This window comes from Blastococcus sp. SYSU DS0828 (assembly GCF_054050975.1).
In genome coordinates this window covers 226,823-244,999 of the sequence record NZ_JBJHAK010000002.1, presented here as the reverse complement: position 1 = coordinate 244,999, position 18,177 = coordinate 226,823, and the positions used below count along the sequence as shown (strand labels likewise).

General features: G+C 74.3%; 17 protein-coding genes, 2 tRNA genes and 1 other RNA gene. 11 read left to right on the top strand and 9 right to left on the bottom strand.

The genetic code is table 11. The features are described from left to right. Positions 1-141: 141 nt before the first annotated feature. The 5 genes from ACI79Q_RS02860 to ACI79Q_RS02840 all read right to left on the bottom strand — a co-directional run bounded on the left by ACI79Q_RS02860 (position 142) and on the right by ACI79Q_RS02840 (position 5,324). Complete coding sequence (locus tag ACI79Q_RS02860; protein WP_456591070.1) at positions 142-1,491, bottom strand: ABC transporter substrate-binding protein; 1,350 nt, start codon at positions 1,489-1,491, stop codon at positions 142-144. Positions 1,492-1,580: 89 nt separating this feature from the next. After that, positions 1,581-2,774 carry a branched-chain amino acid ABC transporter permease gene (locus ACI79Q_RS02855; protein ID WP_456591071.1) on the bottom strand — a complete coding sequence of 398 codons (1,194 nt, stop codon included), beginning with the start codon at positions 2,772-2,774 and terminating at the stop codon, positions 1,581-1,583. Positions 2,775-2,776: 2 nt separating this feature from the next. Then, positions 2,777-3,661 (bottom strand): branched-chain amino acid ABC transporter permease, encoded by an 885-nt coding sequence (locus tag ACI79Q_RS02850; RefSeq protein ID WP_456591072.1) that lies wholly within the window; start codon positions 3,659-3,661, stop codon positions 2,777-2,779. Positions 3,662-3,697: 36 nt separating this feature from the next. Next, entirely contained in the window at positions 3,698-4,462 is a 765-nt protein-coding gene (locus tag ACI79Q_RS02845; protein WP_456591073.1) for an ABC transporter ATP-binding protein, read from the bottom strand. Next, the gene (locus ACI79Q_RS02840; RefSeq protein ID WP_456591074.1) at positions 4,455-5,324 is read right to left on the bottom strand and encodes an ABC transporter ATP-binding protein; all 870 of its coding nucleotides are present in this window, start codon (positions 5,322-5,324) and stop codon (positions 4,455-4,457) included. Before ACI79Q_RS02840 ends, ACI79Q_RS02845 begins: the two co-directional genes overlap by 8 nt. A gap of 346 nt (positions 5,325-5,670) precedes the next feature. Here ACI79Q_RS02840 and ACI79Q_RS02835 point away from each other — a divergent pair, with 346 nt between their 5' ends. After that, entirely contained in the window at positions 5,671-6,891 is a 1,221-nt protein-coding gene (locus ACI79Q_RS02835; RefSeq protein ID WP_456600542.1) for a PucR family transcriptional regulator, read from the top strand. Between the two features lie 90 nt (positions 6,892-6,981). Here the strand turns inward: ACI79Q_RS02835 and ACI79Q_RS02830 are convergent, their stop codons facing one another. Together ACI79Q_RS02830 and ACI79Q_RS02825 are read right to left on the bottom strand one after the other, a co-directional pair. Further along, positions 6,982-7,215 carry a DUF2630 family protein gene (locus ACI79Q_RS02830; protein WP_456591076.1) on the bottom strand — a complete coding sequence of 78 codons (234 nt, stop codon included), beginning with the start codon at positions 7,213-7,215 and terminating at the stop codon, positions 6,982-6,984. Positions 7,216-7,276: 61 nt separating this feature from the next. After that, a complete protein-coding gene (locus ACI79Q_RS02825; protein ID WP_456600543.1) occupies positions 7,277-8,236 on the bottom strand; it encodes a prephenate dehydrogenase in 960 nt (319 codons plus the stop codon). A 49-nt stretch (positions 8,237-8,285) separates the two neighbouring features. Between ACI79Q_RS02825 and ACI79Q_RS02820 the strand changes: the two genes are divergently transcribed. The 7 genes from ACI79Q_RS02820 (at position 8,286) to ACI79Q_RS02790 (ending at position 13,134) form a co-directional block, all read left to right on the top strand. Next, a complete protein-coding gene (locus ACI79Q_RS02820) occupies positions 8,286-8,948 on the top strand; it encodes an O-methyltransferase (protein ID WP_456614097.1) in 663 nt (220 codons plus the stop codon). A gap of 11 nt (positions 8,949-8,959) precedes the next feature. Beyond that, complete coding sequence (locus tag ACI79Q_RS02815) at positions 8,960-9,448, top strand: tRNA adenosine deaminase-associated protein (RefSeq protein WP_456614096.1); 489 nt, start codon at positions 8,960-8,962, stop codon at positions 9,446-9,448. Beyond that, on the top strand, positions 9,445-10,089 hold the full coding sequence (locus tag ACI79Q_RS02810) for an HAD-IA family hydrolase (RefSeq protein ID WP_456614095.1): 645 nt from the start codon (positions 9,445-9,447) through the stop codon (positions 10,087-10,089). Before ACI79Q_RS02815 ends, ACI79Q_RS02810 begins: the two co-directional genes overlap by 4 nt. A gap of 100 nt (positions 10,090-10,189) precedes the next feature. Further along, complete coding sequence (locus ACI79Q_RS02805) at positions 10,190-10,660, top strand: nucleoside deaminase (protein WP_456591081.1); 471 nt, start codon at positions 10,190-10,192, stop codon at positions 10,658-10,660. Positions 10,661-10,670: 10 nt separating this feature from the next. Then, a tRNA-Ser gene (locus ACI79Q_RS02800) sits at positions 10,671-10,758 on the top strand. Between the two features lie 137 nt (positions 10,759-10,895). After that, on the top strand, positions 10,896-12,410 hold the full coding sequence (locus ACI79Q_RS02795; RefSeq protein WP_456591082.1) for an ABC transporter permease: 1,515 nt from the start codon (positions 10,896-10,898) through the stop codon (positions 12,408-12,410). Positions 12,411-12,462: 52 nt separating this feature from the next. Continuing rightward, positions 12,463-13,134, top strand: a complete 672-nt coding sequence (locus ACI79Q_RS02790) for an ABC transporter ATP-binding protein (RefSeq protein ID WP_456614094.1) — start codon at positions 12,463-12,465, stop codon at positions 13,132-13,134. Between the two features lie 43 nt (positions 13,135-13,177). Here the strand turns inward: ACI79Q_RS02790 and ACI79Q_RS02785 are convergent, their stop codons facing one another. Then, entirely contained in the window at positions 13,178-14,842 is a 1,665-nt protein-coding gene (locus tag ACI79Q_RS02785; protein ID WP_456591084.1) for a serine/threonine-protein kinase, read from the bottom strand. 20 nt (positions 14,843-14,862) lie between these two features. After that, positions 14,863-15,210: a hypothetical protein gene (locus tag ACI79Q_RS02780; protein ID WP_456591085.1), complete on the bottom strand. Its 348-nt coding sequence runs from the start codon at positions 15,208-15,210 to the stop codon at positions 14,863-14,865. A 163-nt stretch (positions 15,211-15,373) separates the two neighbouring features. Here ACI79Q_RS02780 and ACI79Q_RS02775 point away from each other — a divergent pair. The 3 genes from ACI79Q_RS02775 to ACI79Q_RS02765 all read left to right on the top strand — a co-directional run bounded on the left by ACI79Q_RS02775 (position 15,374) and on the right by ACI79Q_RS02765 (position 18,122). Next, positions 15,374-15,458, top strand: a tRNA-Ser gene (locus tag ACI79Q_RS02775). Positions 15,459-15,546: 88 nt separating this feature from the next. Further along, an RNA gene (gene ffs, locus ACI79Q_RS02770) (signal recognition particle sRNA small type) lies at positions 15,547-15,642 on the top strand. Between the two features lie 167 nt (positions 15,643-15,809). Beyond that, positions 15,810-18,122: a DNA polymerase III subunit gamma and tau gene (locus ACI79Q_RS02765; RefSeq protein WP_456614093.1), complete on the top strand. Its 2,313-nt coding sequence runs from the start codon at positions 15,810-15,812 to the stop codon at positions 18,120-18,122. Positions 18,123-18,177 lie beyond the last annotated feature (55 nt).

Sequence of the window (18,177 nt, the reverse complement as noted above, 5' to 3'; positions counted from 1 at the left end):
AGATCAACTGCGCACACACTTCGAGTGCGAAGTGTTCTCGGCGGCGACGGCGCCGCCCGCGGCTCCGCGGCGGGGCCGGGACGCGGACGGGCCGCCGCCCTCCCGGAGGAGGACGGCGGCCCGCCGTGGGGCGAGGAGGTCCTAGTTCACGGCCTCTTCGTCCGGGATGGCGTTCGTCGGCGGGGTGGCCATCTCGCCGTCGTACTCCTCGATCGGCGCGTCACCGATGTCGGTCACCCGCACCGGCTGCACCTCCTCGGAGCCGTTGCCGACGATGCGCTCGATGGTCATGCCGCTGGTGCCCATGTGGCTGTCCTCGGAGTAGCGGAACGGCGCGAACACCGGGCCCTCCCAGTCACCGCCGGCCTGCTCGACCGCCTCGACCAGGCCCTCGCGGGTCGGGTTCTGGCCGGCCGCCTGCAGCGCCTGCGTCATCGTGTAGGCCTGCGCCATGCCGTAGATGCGGTAGTTGGTGAGCTCACCCTCGCCACCGCACTCGTCCCAGATCCGCTGGAACTCCTGCACCCAGGGGTTGTCGGTCATGTCCACGGTCGGCAGGTAGCCGGTGGTGAGCGCGCCGTCGAGCAGGGCGGCGTCGGACACCTGGCCCTCGCTGAAGCGGTTCAGCAGGCCGCCGACCAGCGTCGGGTCCGAACCCACGTTGGAGTAGAACCACTGCGGGTCGTAGCCGAGCTGCAGCGCGGTCAGCTGCGAGAGCGCGGTGTAGCTGGGCACGTTGAAGCCGACGACGAAGTCGGCCCCGGCCGCCTGCAGCGCCGCGATCTGCGGGCCGACGTTGGTGTTGCCCGGCGTGTACCGCTCGGCCGCGACGATCTGGTCGTCGATGTACTGGCGGATGCCGGCCTCGCCGTCCTCGCCGAAGTCGTCGTCCTGGAGGAACAGGCCGACCTGCGCGTCGGGGAAGTTCTCGGCGATGTACTCGCCGATGATCTTGCCCTCGCTCATGTAGTCGGTCTGCCACCCGAACGACATCGGGTAGGTCTCCGGGTCGTCACCCCACATCAGCGAGCCCGAGGAGACGAACAGGTCGGGGACGCCCTCGTCGTTGAGGAAGTCCACGACCGCGCTGTGGGTGGGCGTGCCCAGACCGCTCATCATCGCGAAGATCTCGTCCTCCAGGACGAGCTCGTTCACGACCTGGCTGGTCTGGGTCGGGTTGTAGGCGTCGTCGCGGAAGATCCAGTCGATCTCCCGGCCGTAGACGCCGCCCTCCTCGTTGAGGCAGTTGAAGTAGGCGTCGACACCGGTCGGGATCTCGCTGTAGCCGGGGGCGGCCACACCGGTCAGCGGGTAGTGCGAGCCGATCTTGATCGAGGTCTCGGTGACGCCGGTGTCGGAGGCCTCGTTCTCGCCTCCACCACCGCCGCCGGTGCCGCCACCGCTGTCATCGCTGCCGCCGCAGGCGGCGAGGGTGGAGACGACGGTCGCCGCGGCGATCGCCGTCATGAGACGTCGGGAGGATCTGGACAACAGTTCTCCTCTGGTGCGGCCCGGGCGTCGGTGCCCGGGAGTCTGGGTGGTGCGGAAGGGTCTGGTGGAGCGGTCGGAAGGGGTCGTGCTCACCCCCTGCTGGCGCCGTCGGCGTTGGCCTGGGCCATCGCCCGCTTGGCCTTGCGGGTCATCCAGCGGAGGCGGATGGTGCCCACGAACCCGGCCGGGACGAAGATCATCACGACGATGAGCACGACGCCGTAGACGAACGGCGCCAGCTGGGCCGCCTCGGTCTGGCTCAGGCCGAGGTCCCCGCCGAGGTTGGTGACGAACGGCGGCAGGAAGACCAGCAGGGCGGACCCGAGCAGGGCGCCGAGCAGGCTGCCCAGACCGCCGATCACGATCGCGGTGAGCAGCGCCAGCGACAGCACGATCGTGAAGCCGCTCGGCGCGGCGAGGCGGACCACGATGGCCAGCACGCCGCCGGCGAGCCCGGCCGCCGCGGCGCTGACGACGAACGCCAGCACCCGCCAGGCGCCGAGGTTGATGCCGGCCAGCTCCGCGGCCACCTCCTGGTCGCGCACCGCCCGCCAGGTGCGCCCGATGCGGCTGCGCATCAGGTTGGCGAGGAAGAAGTACGTGATCAGCAGGCAGATCGCGCCGACGTAGGCCAGCCACTTGGTGCTCGAGGCCGAGTTGCCCGACACCGTGCTGATGAAGCTGTCGAACCAGTCCGGCGCCTGCGGGGCGCGGACCCGCATGCCCTGCTCGCCACCGAAGATGTCGTGGAAGTAGATCGCCAGCCCGGGGAGCCCGACCGCCAGCGCCAGCGTCGCGCCGGCCAGGTACGGGCCGTGCAGCCGGGCCGCGGCCACCCCGACGAGCGCGCCGATCGCCGTGGCCACCACGACGGCGACCAGCAGGATCAGCGGCAGCGGGAGCGGCTCGTCGGCGTCGAGGAACAGCGCCGTGGTGTAGGCGCCGGCGGCCATGAGCGCGCCGTGCCCGAGCGAGATCTGGCCGTTGATGCCGGTGAGCACGGTCAGCCCGCCCGCGGCGATCGCGTAGTAGGTGAGCGTGGCCAGCTGCGAGTTGCGGTAGGGGCTGGTCATCTCCAGCAGCAGGACCGCGAGCACCGCCGCGCCGAGCAGCACGAGCAGGTGGCGCAGCAGCGTGGACTGCGGCAGGAACGAGCGGCCGGTCTTCGCCGGGGCCGAGGGCGTGTCCCCGCCGGCGGTGGCCTCGACGGGCGCCTCCTCGGTGGCCTTGCCCGCCTTGCCGGGCGTGCCGCTCGTGGACGTGGAGCTCTGCAGGTCGCTCATCGTCATGCCCTCCGAGCCGTGCTGCTGCTGAACAGGCCACCAGGTCGCACGAGGAGGACGACGATGAGGATGACCAGGGCGGAGATGTTGACCAGCGCGCTGCCGCGGGGGGCGTAGCCGCTCACGTAGCTGAGCGCCAGGCCGAGGATCAGCCCGCCGACGATCGCGCCGACCGGGGAGTCGAGGCCGCCGATGATCGCGGCGACGAAGCCGAAGACGATCAGGGCGTCCATGTAGGCCGGCCAGACGAACGTGCCGCCGGCGATGAGCAGCCCGGAGAGCGAGCCGACGACCGCGGCCAGGCCCCACCCGAGGGTGAGCATGCCGCCCACCTTGACGCCGAGGAGCCGGGCGACCTCCTGGCTGAACGCCGAGGCGCGCATGGCCAGGCCGATGCGGGTGAAGCGGAAGAGGGCCACCAGCAGGCCCATGACCACCAGGACCGAGCTGATGACGTAGATGCTGGTGGGGGTCAGCGGGATGGTCGAGTCACCGATCTCCAGGCCGCGCACGCCGAACGGCGTGGGGAACGACTGGAACGACGAGCCGAAGATGATCGCGATCGCCGCCTGGATCGCGACGAAGAGGCCGAGGGTCACGATCACCGCGTTCAGCTCCGGGCCACCCTCGACGGGACGGATGATCACCCGCTCGACGATCGCGCCGAGCACGAAGCCGGAGGCGAGGGCGACGATCAGGGCGACCCAGTAGGACTGGCCGGCCTGGATCAGGGCCAGGGCGATGAAGGTCGTGGCGGCGGCCATCGAGCCCTGGGCGAAGTTGACGATGCGGGTCGAGCGCCAGATGAGCACCAGGGCGAGGGCGAAGGCCGCGTAGATCATGCCCTGGGTCAACCCGGTGAGGGTCACGTTCACGAACTGCTGCACGAAGTGTGCCTTCCTTGACCGGAGGGGGCGGGCGGGTCAGAAGCCGAGGTAGGCGTGCCGGAGGTCCTCGTCGGCCATCAGCGTGCGGGCGTCGTCGGTGACGACGACCTTGCCGAGGTTGAGGACGACGCCGACGTCGGCGACCGACAGGGCGCTGCGAGCGTTCTGCTCGACGAGCAGCACCGAGAGCCCTTCGGAGTCGACCAGCTGGCGGAGCAGCCCGAAGATCTGGGCGACGATCCGCGGGGCCAGGCCCAGGGAGGGCTCGTCGAGCAGCAGGACGCGGGGCTTGGCCAGCAGCGCGCGGCCGATGACCAGCATCTGCCGCTCACCGCCGGAGAGCGTGTGGGCGGCGTTGTTCTTGCGCTCGGCGATGCGGGGGAACAGGTCGTAGACCCGGTCGAACTCCTCCTTGCCGACCTTGCCGCGGAACAGCGCACCGACGCGCAGGTTCTCGTCGACGGTGAGCTCGGAGATGACGCCGCGGCCCTCGGGGACGTGCGCCATCCCCTTGGCGACCATCGACTCGACCGGGGCCTTGGTGATGTCCTCGCCGTCGAGGACGACCCGGCCGGAGACGGGACGGACCAGACCGCTGATGGTGCGCAGCAGGGTCGTCTTGCCGGCGCCGTTGGCGCCGAGGACGGCGGTGATCCGCCCGGTCTCGGCGGCGAGGGAGACGCCGTCGAGGGCCCGGACCGGCCCGTACGCCGAGGTGAGCCCCTCGACCTCGAGCAGGCGCGTGGCGGTGCCGGTGCCGCCGGTGGCCGACAGTGCGGTGCTGCCGTGGGTCTCAGGCATGGGGGCGTCCTCCGTCGGCGTGGTGGAGCTCGGCGGCGTCGTGCTCGGCGTCCACGGCGTCCCCGAGGTAGGCCTCGGTGACGGCGGGGTCGGCCTGCACCTCGGCCGGGGTGCCGGCGGCGATCTGCTTGCCGGAGTCGAGCACGGTGATCCGGTCGCAGACGCGCATGACGAGGTCCATGTGGTGCTCGACGAGGAGCACGCTCATCCGGCCGACGACCGAGCGGATGAGGTCGCCCAGCTCGTGCATCTCGTCCTCGGAGAGGCCGCTGGCGGGCTCGTCGAGCAGCAGCAGGTCGGGCTCGGCGACCAGCGCCCGGGCCAGGGCGACCCGCTTCTGCACCGGGTAGGGGAGCGAGCCGGGGTAGCGGCCGGCGTACTCGACGGCGTTGAGCTCGGCCAGCGCCCGCAGGGCCCGCTCGCGCAGCTGCCGCTCGTCCTTGTCCGACATCGGCAGGGCCAGCAGGGCCGAGAAGAACCCGGCACCGGCGTGGCGATGGGCCCCGACCATCACGTTCTCCAGCACCGTCATGCCGGGGAACAGGCCCACGCCCTGCAGGGTGCGGGCGATGCCCAGGGAGGTCAGCTTGCTCGGCTTGAGCCGGCGCATCTCCTCACCGCGCCAGACGATCCGGCCCGACGTCGGGCGGACCAGGCCGCAGGCGACGTTGAACAACGTCGTCTTGCCGGCGCCGTTGGGGCCGATGAGGCCGTGCACCTGGCCCGGCTCCACGGTCACGGAGACGTCGGTCAGGGCGAGCACGCCGCCGAAGGCGACGTTGATCCCGGTCATCTCGAGCCGGGCGGTGGGCGTCGTGTCCTGTGTTCGCTGGCTGCCAAGCGGCTGCGCCAAGGGGCCCACTGCTCCTTCGCATCGGTGAGGCACCACCCGGCTGTGGGTGGTGGCGGTCAGGTCGCGAGTACGTCCCGCTGAGACTGCCCGGCCGTGTCACCCGTCACAATGGGCGCACCGCACAGCGATCACAAGAGCGTGTTGTGCTGTGTGTCGACCTGTTGCCAGGTCGATACCGGGGCGCCATCGGCGGCCCGTGCGGCCTCGTCGAGGGCGGCCGATCCCGGCCTCGATTGGGTCACGACTCGGTTGCGCACCACACCTCGGCGCGTGTCGCCCTTCACAATGGGCGCAGCGCACATCCGCGGGCCTGTCGTGTTGTGCTGTCAGCGGTGCGTCCGGAGGAGGTGAGCGCGTGCAGCCCTTTCGCCCCGAGGTGGCGACGAGGCTCGCCGAGCTGACGCCGCGGCTGATGGAGCAGCTGGACGCGATGACCGACCGGATGGTCGACGTGCTGGTCCGCACCGAGCCCGCCTACCGCGAGCTGGTGGCGGAGTCCGAGCAGGACCTGCGCTCCTCGACGCGGTCGAACCTGGAGGGCGGGCTGCGGTCGCTGATGGCCGCGGCGTCGGGCACCGGCACCCCGCACCTGGCGTCGGCCCGGGCCGTGGGGCGCCGGCGGGCCGCCCAGGGGATCCCCCTGGAGGCGGTGCTCCGGGCCTACCGCCTCGGCGGGCAGGTGACGTGGGAGGCGCTGCTGGCGGTCTCCCGTGACGGGAGCGGGCAGCACGACACCCTCCTGCTCGAGGTCGCCGGGTCGGTGTGGCGCACCAACGACGCCGAGTGCGGCGCGCTGGCCGAGGGCTACCGCGAGGAGCAGCGGCGCCTGGAGGGTGTGGACGAGTCGGCCCGCCAGCAGGCGCTCGACGGGCTGCTGGACGGCCGCGGCAGCGACCCGGCGTTCGTGCGTGGCGCCGCCGAGATGCTGACCGTGCCGCTGGACGGGCGGCTCATGGCGGTCGTGGCGCTGCCGGGGCCCGACGGCGAGCCGGCGCTGCGCTCTCCCGGCGACACGCTGCTCAAGCGTGGGGTGCGCTCGGTCTGGGGCCTGCGCGGCGACGCGCAGGTGGGGCTCGTCGCGCTGGGCACCACCCGCCCCGGTGACCTGCTCGCCCTGCTGCGGGGGACCGCGCACGGCCCCGTCGGGGTGTCCGACGTGGTGGAGGGGGCGGCGGCGGTCGGGGCGGCCTACCGCCTGGCCGAGACGGCGGTGCGGACCCTGCCGGCCGGGTCGAGCCGTGTGGTCAGCATCGACGACCGGCTGCCCGAGGCGCTGCTGAGCAACTCGCCCGAGATCAGGTCGCGGCTCGTGGGCCAGTCCCTCGGCGGGCTGCTGGAGCTGCCCGAGGACGAGCGCGCCGTGCTGCTGGACACGCTGGCGGCCTTCCTCGCCACCGACGGGTCACCCACGCGGGCTGCGGACGCCCTCTACTGCCACCGGAACACGGTCATGCACCGGCTGCGGCGCATCGAGTCGGTGACCGGCCGCAAGGTGACCGACCCCCGGTCCCGGCTGCTCTGGCAGCTGGCGCTGCTGGGCACCGAGCACGGGGAACCGGCCCGCCGCTCCGCTTAGGGACGGGAGCCGCCTGCTCGACCGGTCACCCCGTGGCCTCGTCCAGAGGCTCACCGCGAGCCTGCGAGCGGTGAGGAGGACGAGGTCCTCTTACTGGAGGTAGCTCTCGACCTGCGGCTCCGGGCGGGGCTGGGCCTCGTCGGGGTCCTCGTCGTACTGCCGCTTGGCGCGGCGCTGCCGCAGCAGGTCCCAGCACTGGTCGAGGTCGGCCTCGAGCTTGCTCATGCGGGCCCGGGTGTCGTCGGTGTGCTCGCTGCTCTCGCGCAGCGCGTGCTCCTCGTCCACCAGGGCGTGGATGCGCTTCAAGATGTCCTGCTCGTCCATGCCCGGATCCGTGCCCGGGGACGCGGTCGCGAAACCGTGGCACCCGTGTCCCCGTGCGCGGTCAGCCCTCGCCGGGCACCCAGCCCTCCACGAAGGCGGCCAGCCGGCGGTGCACCGCCCCGCCCGCGCGGCCGAGGGCGAGCAGCGCGGCCCGGTCCAGCGGCACGCGCACCGTGCGCCGGCCGCTCGTCCGGGTGGCGACGGCGTGCCCCGCGGCCACCAGCTCGGGCCAGGGGCGGGACAGCTGCTCCCGGACGCGCTCCAGCGCCGCTGCCGTGGGCCCGGCGTTGCCCTCGACCATCGCCGTCACGAAGCCCGGGTCGCTGCCGATCACCCGGGTGCCGTCGCGGAAGCTGCCGGCGGCGAGGGCCAGGGCGAGGGGACCGGCGCCAGCCGCCGCGGTGGCGAGGGCCGCGGCGAGCAGGTGCGGGACGTGGCTGATCGCGGCCACGGCGTCGTCGTGCTCGGCGGCGGTGACCGGCACGACCTCCGCGCCGACCGCGAGCGCCACCTCGGCCACCCGCAGCCACCGCGGCAGCTCGGTGCCCGGCTCCAGGCAGAGCGCCCAGCGGGCCCCGGCGAACAGCTCCGGGTCGGTGGCCCCGTGCCCCGACCGCTCCGTGCCGCACATCGGGTGCCCGCCCACGAAGCGCCGGCCCAGGGCGGGTCCCAGCGCGTCGAGCACCGGTACCTTCACCGAGCCGAGGTCGGTCACCGTGGCGTCGGGGTCGACCGCCAGCCCGTCCAGCGCGCTCGCCATCGCCGGCAGCGGCACGGCGAGGACGACCACGCCGGAGAGCTCCCGCGTGATGCGGACGCCACGCGCGGCGGCGGCGTCCCGCGCGGCGGGGTCGACGTCCCAGCCGGACACGGGTCGGCCGGCGGCGACGAGCGCGGCGGCCAGCGAGCCGCCCAGCTGGCCCAGGCCGACGACGCCGACCGGGGGAGCGGGCATGGTCGGGACCGGGAACGACGGTGCCCCGCCGACGGGGGTGGCCCCGGGGCGGGCGGTATCGGCCATGATCAGAGGCTATGACGCCGACCCACCCGCTCCGTCGTCCCTGCACGCCATGACGCCCCGGTCGTTCCTGCTCACCCCCGAGCTGGCGGACTACGTGCGCGCCTCCTCCGACCCGGTGGACGAGGTGATGGCCGGCCTGATCCGGGAGACCGCGGAGATGGCCGAGCGCGGCGAGGCCCCGGCCACCATGCAGATCGCCCCCGAGCAGGGCGTGCTCATGCGGCTGCTCACCGCTGCGCTCGGCGTCCGGACGGCGATCGAGATCGGCACCTTCACCGGGTTCTCCGCGCTCTGCATCGCCCAGGGGCTGCCGGCGGACGGCTCCCTGCTGTGCCTGGACCGCAGCGAGGAGTGGACGGCGGTGGCGCGGCGGCACTGGGCGCGGGCCGGGGTCGCGGACCGGATCGAGCTGCGCCTCGGCGATGCCCTGGCGACGCTGCGCGCGCTGCCGGCCGCGGAGACCTTCGAGCTGGCGTTCGTCGATGCCGACAAGACCGGCTATGCCGCCTACGTCGAGGAGCTGCACCCGAGGATGACGCGCAACGGGGTGGTGCTCCTGGACAACACGCTGCGCGATGGGCGGGTGCTGGACCCGCAGGACGAGTCCGACCACGCGCTCGCCGAGCTCAACGCCGCGCTGGCCGCCGACCCCCGGTGGGAGACGGCGCTGCTGCCGCTCGCCGACGGCCTGACCGTGCTGCGGAAGCGATGAGCGAGGGCGCCGTGGCGGGACCGCCGAGCTACGCGGTCCGGGTGTCCCGCGTCGCCTCCCGGTGGGAGGTGGAGCTGCTCGCGGCCGACGCCGGTGACGAGCTGCCGGTGCTGGAGCGCGCGCTCGGCGAGCCGGGCACCGGGGGGTGGCCGCCGCCGTTCGTGCTGGTCGTCGACTCCCGGCTGTACTTCGTCGCGCTGCGGCACGGCCCCGGCGGCATGGTGCGGGCGCTGATCTCCGACGCCACGATGCTGGAGTGGGTGCTCGCCGCCGAGGTGGTGGAGCGCTACGGCATCGGCGTCGACACCGACGGCGCCTTCGACGACGACGAGACCGGCTGGCCCGGCGGCGACCTGGACCTGTTCGCCGACGACGGGCTGCCCGCCGAGGAGCTGCGACCGATCGTGACCGCCGACGACCTGTGGGCCGACGAGATGGTGGAGCGGATCGCCGCCCGGTTGGGGTTCGCCGACGAGCTGGCCGCGGCGGTGCGGTCGTGACGGTGTCCGCGGTCGTCTTCGACTTGGGTGGGGTGCTCACCGAGAGCCCGATGGTCGCCTTCGCCGCCTACGAGCGGGAGGCGGGCCTGCCCGAGGGGCTGATCCGGCAGCTCAACTCGACCGACCCCGACACCAACGCCTGGGCGCGGTTCGAGCGCAACGAGCTGGACGTCGCCGGGTTCTGCGCCGCCTTCGAGGCCGAGGCCGCGGCACTCGGCCACCGGATCGAGGCGGCGCGGGTGCTCGCGGCGCTGCAGGGGGAGCTCCGCCCGGCGATGGTCACCGCGGTGCGCCGGCTGCGCGCGGCGGGGCTGCCGCTGGCGCTGCTGTCGAACAACGTCGCGCCGATGGAGCGCACCGGTCGGCTGGGCGACCTGCTCGGGCTGTTCGACGCGATCGTGGAGTCCTCGGTCGAGGGCGTGCGCAAGCCCGAGCCGGAGATCTACCGGCGGGCGCTCGACCGGCTGTCGGAGGCGGTGGGGCGCCGCATCGAGGCCACCGACTGCGCCTACCTCGACGACCTGGGCATCAACCTCAAGCCGGCCCGGGCCCTGGGCTTCTCGACCATCAAGGTGGTCACCCCCGACGCCGCGCTGGCCGAGCTGTCGCGGCTCGTGGGCTTCCCGCTGGAGGAGGCGTGACGGCGATCCGGCCACGGCCACAGGTGTTCCCGCGAAGCTTGTGCCCTGCCCACCCCTGTGGGCAGGGCACGAGCTTCGCGGATCCTCCCGCGGAGCGTCCGTGACCGGGCCGGAACCCTTCGACGCCGCGATGGGCCGGGCGCTGGAGCTGGCGGCCGCTGCCGAGAGCTGGGGGGACACGCCGATCGGCGCCGTCGTCCTCGGGCCGGACGGGGCGGTGCTCGCCGAGGCGGCGAACGAGCGGGAGAAGCTCGGCGACCCCACCGCGCACGCGGAGGTGCTGGCCCTGCGCGCCGCGGCGCGGGTGCACGGCGACGGCTGGCGGCTGTCGGGTTGCACCCTGGTGGTCACCCTGGAGCCGTGCACGATGTGCGCCGGGGCCAGCGTGCTGTCGCGGGTGGACCGGGTCGTCTACGGCGCGGAGGACCCGAAGGCGGGCGCCGCGGGGTCGCTCTGGGACGTCGTCCGGGACCGGCGGCTCAACCACCGGCCCGAGGTCACCGGCGGCGTGCGGGCGCAGGAGTGCGGCGCGCTGCTACGTGCCTTCTTCCGCCGTCAGCGGGGCCTGTAGTCTCTTCGGCGGTGGCGTGTCCGAGCGGCCGAAGGAGCACGCCTCGAAAGCGTGTGAGGTGCAAGCCTCCGTGGGTTCAAATCCCACCGCCACCGCCAGCTGACGACGGCGGCGCCCCGCTGGGCGCCGCCGTCGTGCTGTGTGAGCCACCTCCCACCGCTCCCAGGGAACTGGCAGCCGGGCCACAGGGCTCCTGATCGTTCCGCCTCCACTCTGTCGAAGCCGCCATTGCGGCATGCAACCTTTCGACACCGCGGAGCGACGAATGTTCTTCACCTACCTGCGGCGCGAGCTGCGCCAACGACGCCGGCAGTCCCTGCTCGTCGCGCTCGGGCTCGGCCTGGCGATCGCGCTGGTCATCACCGTCACCTCGGTGACCGCAGGTGTGGGCGACGCGCAGGACGAGGTCCTGGAGTCCGTCTACGGCGTCGGCACCGACATCACCGTGAGCACGCCGCCCCAGCGCCCCGACGCAGCCGCCGGAGGCGGCGGGACGGCGGGTGGTCCGCCCACCTTCCAGTTCGACCAGGAGGGCACGGAGGCCGCCGGCGGTCGCCGCTCGTTCGACCAGGACCAACTGCGGACCTCCGGCGCCACGATGGACGCCGCCGCGGTCGAGAGCGTGGCCGGCATCGACGGGGTGAGCGCCGTCGCGGGGACGCTGAGCATGACCAGCACCAGCTTCACGGGGGAGATCCCCGACTTCGGCAGCGGGCAGATGCCCGCCCCCGGCAGTGCGGACGACGGCTCGGCGACCGGCCCGGGCAGCGGTGGTTCCTTCAGCGTCACGAGCATCGACATCGAGGGCGTCGACCTCACCGCCGAGGCCGTCGGCCCGCTGAGCTCCACGACGCTGGACGAGGGCCGCGCGCTCACCGAGTCCGACGCCGGTGCCCAGGTCGCCCTCGTGGACGCCACCTACGCGGCGGAGAACGACGTCGCCGTCGACGGGACGGTCACCCTCGGGGGGACCGACTTCACCGTGGTGGGCATCGTCTCCTCCGCCTCGGCGTCGGCCACCACGGCGGCCGACGTCTTCGTGCCCCTGGACACTCTGCAGACGCTCGCCGAGCAGAGCGGTCAGCTGTCGACCCTGTACGTGCAGGCCGCGTCCGCCGACGTGATCGACGAGGTGCAGACCGCGATCGAGACCACCCTCCCCGACGCCATCGTCAGCACCGCCGACGACCTGGCCGGCGAGGTGTCCGGCTCGCTGTCCAGCGCCTCGGAGCTCGCTCGCACGCTCGGCACCTGGCTGGCCGCCCTGGTCCTGCTCGCGGCCTTCGTGCTCGCGGTCCTCTTCACGCTCTCCGGCGTGAGCCGACGGGTCCGTGAGTTCGGCACGCTCAAGGCGCTGGGCTGGCGCAGCCGCCGCGTCGTCGGCCAGGTGATGGGGGAGTCGCTCGCCCAGGGACTGCTCGGCGGCGCCGTCGGTCTGGCGCTCGGCCTCGGCGCGGTCCTGGTGATCAACCTGGTCGCGCCGGAGCTCTCGGCCACGGTGGCCTCCTCCGGTGCCGGTGCCGGTGCCGGTGCCGGCGCGGGTGGCCGCCCGGGCGGCTTCGGCGGTCCTGGGCGCGAGGCGGCGGACGCCGCCTCGGCGGTCGCGGTGACTCTCTCCGCCCCGGTCACGGTGACCACCGTGCTCCTGGCCGTGGCGATCGCCGTCCTCGGTGGGCTGCTGGCGGGCGCGGTCGGTGGCTGGCGTGCCTCGCGCATGCGCCCGGCGGAGGCGTTGCGCAGTGTCGCCTGAGCCCGCTGCCCCGACCCTGCTCCTTCCCACTCCGCCGGACCCGGAGGTCCCGATGTACGTCCTGAGCCAGACCGCGAAGCGCTACACCACGAAGAACGGCACCGTCGACGCCCTGCGCGACGTCGATCTCGCGATCGGCGCCGGTGAGATGGTCGCCGTCCAGGGGCCGACGGGCGGGGGCAAGTCCACCCTCCTGCAGCTGCTGGGGGCGCTGGACCGGCCGACGTCCGGGTCGATCACCCTCGACGGGCAGGAGCTCTCGGCCCTGGACGAGGGCGGGCTCACCGCGCTGCGCGCACGCACCATCGGGTTCGTCTTTCAGGGCTTCAACCTGGTGCCGACGCTCACCGCGCAGCGGAACGTCGAGACCGGTCTCGTTCCGCTCGGCGTGCCCGCCCAGGAGCGGGCCGAGCGGGCGGCCAGGGCGCTGGCCGACGTCGGGCTGGACGACCGCGCCGGCCACCTGCCCTCGGAGCTCTCCGGCGGCCAGCAGCAGCGGGTCGCGCTCGCCCGGGCGTTGGCGAAGGAGCCGCGGGTGCTGCTCGCGGACGAGCCCACGGGCAACCTCGACGAGCAGACCCGGGACGAGATCATGGAGCTGATCGAGCACCACTGGCGGGAGCGCGGGCTGACCGTGGTGATCGTCACGCACGACTCGACGGTCGCCAAGCGGGCCCAGCGCCGGATCTGGATCAAGAAGGGCGCGGTGAGCGAGCGGACCTGACCCCCGCCGGGGCCGGGGCGGGCCGGGCCGACCCCGAGGGGGGTCAGAGCGGGACGTCGGAGTCGAGCACCAGCCGGCCGTCGTCGCCGACGGCGAAGGTGAGCCGGTGGCGCTCCCGGACGCGTTCGCCGTCCGGGTAGCGGAACTCGAAGTCGGCGATCGCGGTGGTCCCGTCCTCCTGCACCTCGACGTCCCTCACCCGCACGTCGCGGAAATCGTCCCAGAAGTCCTGGTAGCCCTGGTAGCTGATGCTGTTCCGCAGCGTGGGGCCGGTCCGCTCCCAGGCGGCCGCCGGATCGGTGATGACCAACCGGTGGTACTCCCGCACGAAGTCGCGGACGTTCCGCTCGGACAGCGGATCGTCCCGGGGCCGGTCCTCGTCGTCGTCCTCGTCGTCCTCGTCGTCCTCGTCGTCCTCGTCGGGGGGTGGGGAGGGCTGCGTCGGCTGCGTCGGCTCGGTCGTGGCCGTCGGCGACGGCTGCTCGCTGGTGGTCGCCGGTGCCGGTGAGGACGTCGCCGCGCCGCTCGCCGAGCCGGCCGGGTCCTCGTCGCCCGCCGTGGCGAGCCACACCCCGAGGCCACCGAACAGCACCGCGGCGAGGAGGCCGGCGGCCAGCCACGCCCCCCGCCGGCGGCGCCGGGGCGGTGCAGCCGTGGCGCCCGGTCGGTCGGTGGACGGGGGTGGGGCGGGTGTGCGTGCGGCCGCGGGGACGGGTGTGGGTGTGCGCGCAGCGGCGTCCGCGGCCGCCGTGCCGAACGCCGCCGTGCCGAACGCCCCCGCCGGGAAGACCGCCGTCCCGGCCGGGCCGGAGGACGGGCGCAGATCGGTCGGTGCGCGCAGCACCGTGGTCGGGTCGCCGTCGCGCCCGCCGGCAAGCGCGGCCAGCTCGTCGCGCACCTCGGTCATGGTCGGGCGGTCGGCCGGATCGGCGGCGAGCATCCGCTGCAGCGGCGCGGTCAGCGCACCGGCGCGGCGCGGGGGGCGGACCTGGCCACCGGCGACCCGGTGCAGCATGGCGAGCGCGTTCTCCTCCATGCCGAACGGCGGCACGCCCTCCAGGCAGGTGTAGAGCGTGGCGCCGAGGGAGAAGACGTCGCTGGCCTCGGTCATCTCCTTGCCCTGGGCCACCTCGGGCGCCAGGAAGGCGGGCGTCCCGGTGATCTGCCCCGTTCGGGTGAGCATGACGTCGTCGCGGGCGTGCGAGATGCCGAAATCGGTGATCTTGACCAGCCCGGCGACGCGGTCCCCCCGGCCGATGAGCACGTTGGCGGGCTTCACGTCCCGGTGCACGATGCCGGCCGCGTGGGTGGCGGCCAGGGCGTCGGCGACCTGGGCGCCGATCTGCGCCACCTGGTCCTCGCGCAGCACCCCCTCCTCGATGAGGACCGCGGCCAGGCTGCGCGAGGGCAGGTACTCCATCACCAGCCACGGCACGCCGTCCTCGAGGACGACGTCGTAGACGGAGATGGCGTGCGGATGGGTCAACCGTGCGGCGATCCGCCCCTCGCGCAGAGCCCGCTGGCGCTGGTCGTCGATCTGCCGCTCGCCGGCGCCCAGGGGGAAGACCACCTGCTTGACCGCGACCTGCCGGCCCAGCAGTTCATCGCGGGCCAGCCACACGGTGCCCATCGCGCCGCCGCCGATCTGCGCCTCCAGGCGGTAGCGCCCGGCGACGAGGCGGCCGGGCGCGGTGCCGGGTGGGGTCATCGGTGGCGGGGCGCGCCCGGTCAGACCGTGGAGGGCACGCCGTACCGGCGTGCGTACTCCTCCTGCGCGCCCACGGGCAGGACGTCGTACAGCTCGCCCAGCTCCGTGTGCACGTCGGCGTCGAGGTCGTCGAAGATGCGCTGCCAGGTGGGCGGCTCGTCGTAGCTGCGGGTGAGCAGCAGCTCCCACGCCTGTGCCTGGCGGTCGCGCTTGCTCCGCTCGGCGGCGAACTCCGACAGGTAGCGGTCCTTCGCCGCCGTCTTCTCCGCCGCGGTGGCGCCGGCCGGCAGCGCCGCGGCGTCGCCGCCCTTGAGCACACCGACGATCGTCTCGACGACGTCCGGCCGGATCTCGTCGTGCTCGCCCATGTCCCGCGCCCTCCTCCTGTGCAGCCCGCAGGTGCGGGCCCTTCCCCGCCGACCACCCGGTCAACCGCTCTCCGGTGAGGATGCCGCACGCCGCCCCCGGGGGCCTCCCCGCGGTGTCCCGGCGAGCCGCCCGACGGCGCCCGGTACCATCGACGCCGTACCTGGAGGATTCGCCTAGTGGCCTATGGCGCTCGCTTGGAAAGCGGGTTGGGGGCAACCCCTCGGGAGTTCGAATCTCCCATCCTCCGCAGCAGGAACAGGCCCCGGTGTCCGCACCGGGGCCTGTCGCGTTCGGGGCGCGCGGCGGTGGCCGGCGACCGGTCCTCTACAGTGGTGGACGACCCCTCGCGTGGCGTCATCCTGTGAACCTCCCCAGGGCCGGAAGGCAGCAAGGATAAGCAGGCTCTGGCGGGTGCGCGGGGGGTCCTTCGCTGTGCCGCCGGCGGCCCCCGGACCGCACCGCGGCCAGGTGCCCGCCCCCTGGTGCGCGCAGCCGCTGCCCATGTCCCGGTCGGGAGCCCTCCGCGTCCCGCGACCGGTCCACGGCCGTGGCCACCGGCGTGCGCCGCCGTGTCGGGGCCGGCACGTAACCTCGCCCCGTGGCTCTGGCGCTCTACCGCAAGTACCGCCCGGCGACCTTCGCCGAGGTGGTCGGGCAGGAGCACGTCACCGCGCCCCTGGTGAACGCGGTCGACGGCGGCCGGATCAACCACGCGTACCTGTTCAGCGGCCCGCGCGGGTGCGGCAAGACGTCGTCGGCGCGGATCCTGGCCCGCTCGCTCAACTGCGAGCAGGGGCCGACGTCCACGCCGTGCGGCGTGTGCGCCTCGTGCGTGGCGCTGGCGCCCGACGGGCCGGGCTCGCTGGACGTCATCGAGATCGACGCGGCCAGCCACGGTGGCGTCGACGACGCCCGCGACCTGCGCGAGCGGGCGTTCTTCGCGCCGGTGAGCAGCCGCTACAAGGTGTACATCGTCGACGAGGCGCACATGGTGACCACGCAGGGCTTCAACGCCCTGCTCAAGGTGGTCGAGGAGCCGCCGGAGTTCCTGGTCTTCGTCTTCGCGACGACGGAGCCGGAGAAGGTGCTGCCGACCATCCGGTCGCGCACCCACCACTACCCGTTCCGGCTGGTGCCGCCGACGACGCTGCGCACCCTGCTGGAGAAGACCTGCCAGGCCGAGGGCGTCACCGTCGAACCCACTGTCTTCCCGCTGGTGGTGCGGGCCGGCGGCGGCTCGGTCCGTGACTCGCTGTCGATCCTCGACCAGCTGCTGGCCGGGGCCGGGCCCGAGGGCGTCACCTACAAGGGCGCGGTCGGGCTGCTCGGCGTCACCGACGACGCGCTGCTCGACGAGACCATCGACGCGCTCGCCGCGCACGACGCCCCGGGGGTCTTCCGGGCCGTCGACCGGGTGGTCGAGGCCGGGCACGACCCCCGCCGCTTCGCCACCGACCTGCTCGACCGGCTGCGCGACCTGATCGTGCTCGACGCCGTGCCCGAGGCCGGGGGCAACGGGCTGCTCGACTGCCCGCCCGACCGGCTCGACCTGATGAACCAGCAGGCCCAGGCGCTGGGCTCGGCGACGCTGTCGCGGATGGCCGACACCGTCCACGAGGGTCTCACCGAGATGCGGGGGACGACGGCGCCGCGGCTGCTGCTGGAACTGGTCTGCGCGCGGATGCTGCTCCCGGCCACCGACGGATCGGCCGCCGCGACGCTGCAGCGCCTGGAGCGGCTCGAGCGCCGGATGTCCATCGCCGGCGAGCACGCCGGGCGGCCGAGGGAGGAGATCGGCTCCCGCGAGGGCGCGCCGGTCGAGGCGGCACCGGCCCCCGAGCCGGACCGGGCCGCCCCGTCCGGCCCGCGACGGGAGTTCGTCCGCAGGTCGCAGGCGCCGGCCGAGCCGGCCGCTCCCGCGCCGGCCGCGCAGCCGACCGCTCCGGCACCGGCTGCGCAGCCGGCCGCTCCGGCACCGGCTGCGCAGCCGGCCGCTCCGGCAGCGGCCGCCCGGCCGACCCCTGCCGCACCGGCCGCGGACGGCTGGCCCGAGACCGCGCGACCGGGCGGGGGCGCCCGTCCGGCGCCGGCCGACGACTGGCCGGAGACCGCCCAGCCGGGTAGCCGTCCCCGCACCGCGCCGTCCGCGGCTCCGCCGTCCACGCCCCCGCCGTCCGCACCTCCGGCCGGCGGGGACCCCGCCCGTCGCCCGCGGGTGACGGCGGAGGAACCGGACATCCCGCTGCCGCCGGAGCCCACCGACGACGAGGACTGGCCGCACCCGGCCCAGCCCGGCGCCGTCCGGGCCGCGGCCGCCCGGGTGGAGCAGCCGCGTCCGCCGGCGTCCCCGCCGCGGGCCGCCGCCGAGTCCGCGCCCGCCCCCCGGGGCGGGGAGCCGACGCCGGTCGTGTCGGCCAACCCCGAGGAGCCGGCCGGCGACGGGGAGCTGACCACCACCGACGTCCGCCGGGTGTGGCCGGAGCTGCGCGCCGTGGTGAAGAAGCACAAGCGCACCACCGAGGCGCTGCTGCAGAGCGCCCAGGTGCACCAGCTCGCCAACGGCGTCCTCACGCTCTCGACCGCCTCGCCGGCCCTGGCCCGGCGGCTCGGCGACGACCTGAACAAGGACGTGGTGCGCGACGCGCTCAACGAGCTGCTCGGCGTCCGCTGGCGGGTGGACGTCGTCGTGGAGGGCGCCGGCCCCGCCGCCGGCGGGCCCCCCGTGGCGCCGGCGGCGGCCCGCGAGGCGGCACGGGCGGCGGAGGTGGCCGAGGCGCGGGAGCTCATGGCCGAGCGGGCGGCGGAGAGCTCCGCCGGCGGCGACCGCGAGCCCGAGCCCGTCGTCGACCAGGAGCAGGCGGCCCTGCAGCTGCTCCGCGCCCAGCTGGGCGCCCGACCGGTCGACAGCTGAGGAAGGACCCCCTGCCCCGCCGCTCGCAGGCTCGCGACGGGTTCCGGCAGGGGGT

What these genes read in the sequence shown, in the direction of transcription:
- ACI79Q_RS02855 (WP_456591071.1), bottom strand. Translation starts at nt 2,774, where the DNA reads ATGAGCGACCTGCAGAGCTCCACGTCCACGAGCGGCACGCCCGGCAAG.
- ACI79Q_RS02845 (WP_456591073.1), bottom strand. Translation starts at nt 4,462, where the DNA reads ATGCCTGAGACCCACGGCAGCACCGCACTGTCGGCCACCGGCGGCACC.
- ACI79Q_RS02830 (WP_456591076.1), bottom strand. Translation starts at nt 7,215, where the DNA reads ATGGACGAGCAGGACATCTTGAAGCGCATCCACGCCCTGGTGGACGAG.
- ACI79Q_RS02825 (WP_456600543.1), bottom strand. Translation starts at nt 8,236, where the DNA reads ATGGCCGATACCGCCCGCCCCGGGGCCACCCCCGTCGGCGGGGCACCG.
- ACI79Q_RS02820 (WP_456614097.1), top strand. Translation starts at nt 8,286, where the DNA reads ATGACGCCCCGGTCGTTCCTGCTCACCCCCGAGCTGGCGGACTACGTG.
- ACI79Q_RS02795 (WP_456591082.1), top strand. Translation starts at nt 10,896, where the DNA reads ATGCAACCTTTCGACACCGCGGAGCGACGAATGTTCTTCACCTACCTG.
- ACI79Q_RS02790 (WP_456614094.1), top strand. Translation starts at nt 12,463, where the DNA reads ATGTACGTCCTGAGCCAGACCGCGAAGCGCTACACCACGAAGAACGGC.
- ACI79Q_RS02785 (WP_456591084.1), bottom strand. Translation starts at nt 14,842, where the DNA reads ATGACCCCACCCGGCACCGCGCCCGGCCGCCTCGTCGCCGGGCGCTAC.
- ACI79Q_RS02780 (WP_456591085.1), bottom strand. Translation starts at nt 15,210, where the DNA reads ATGGGCGAGCACGACGAGATCCGGCCGGACGTCGTCGAGACGATCGTC.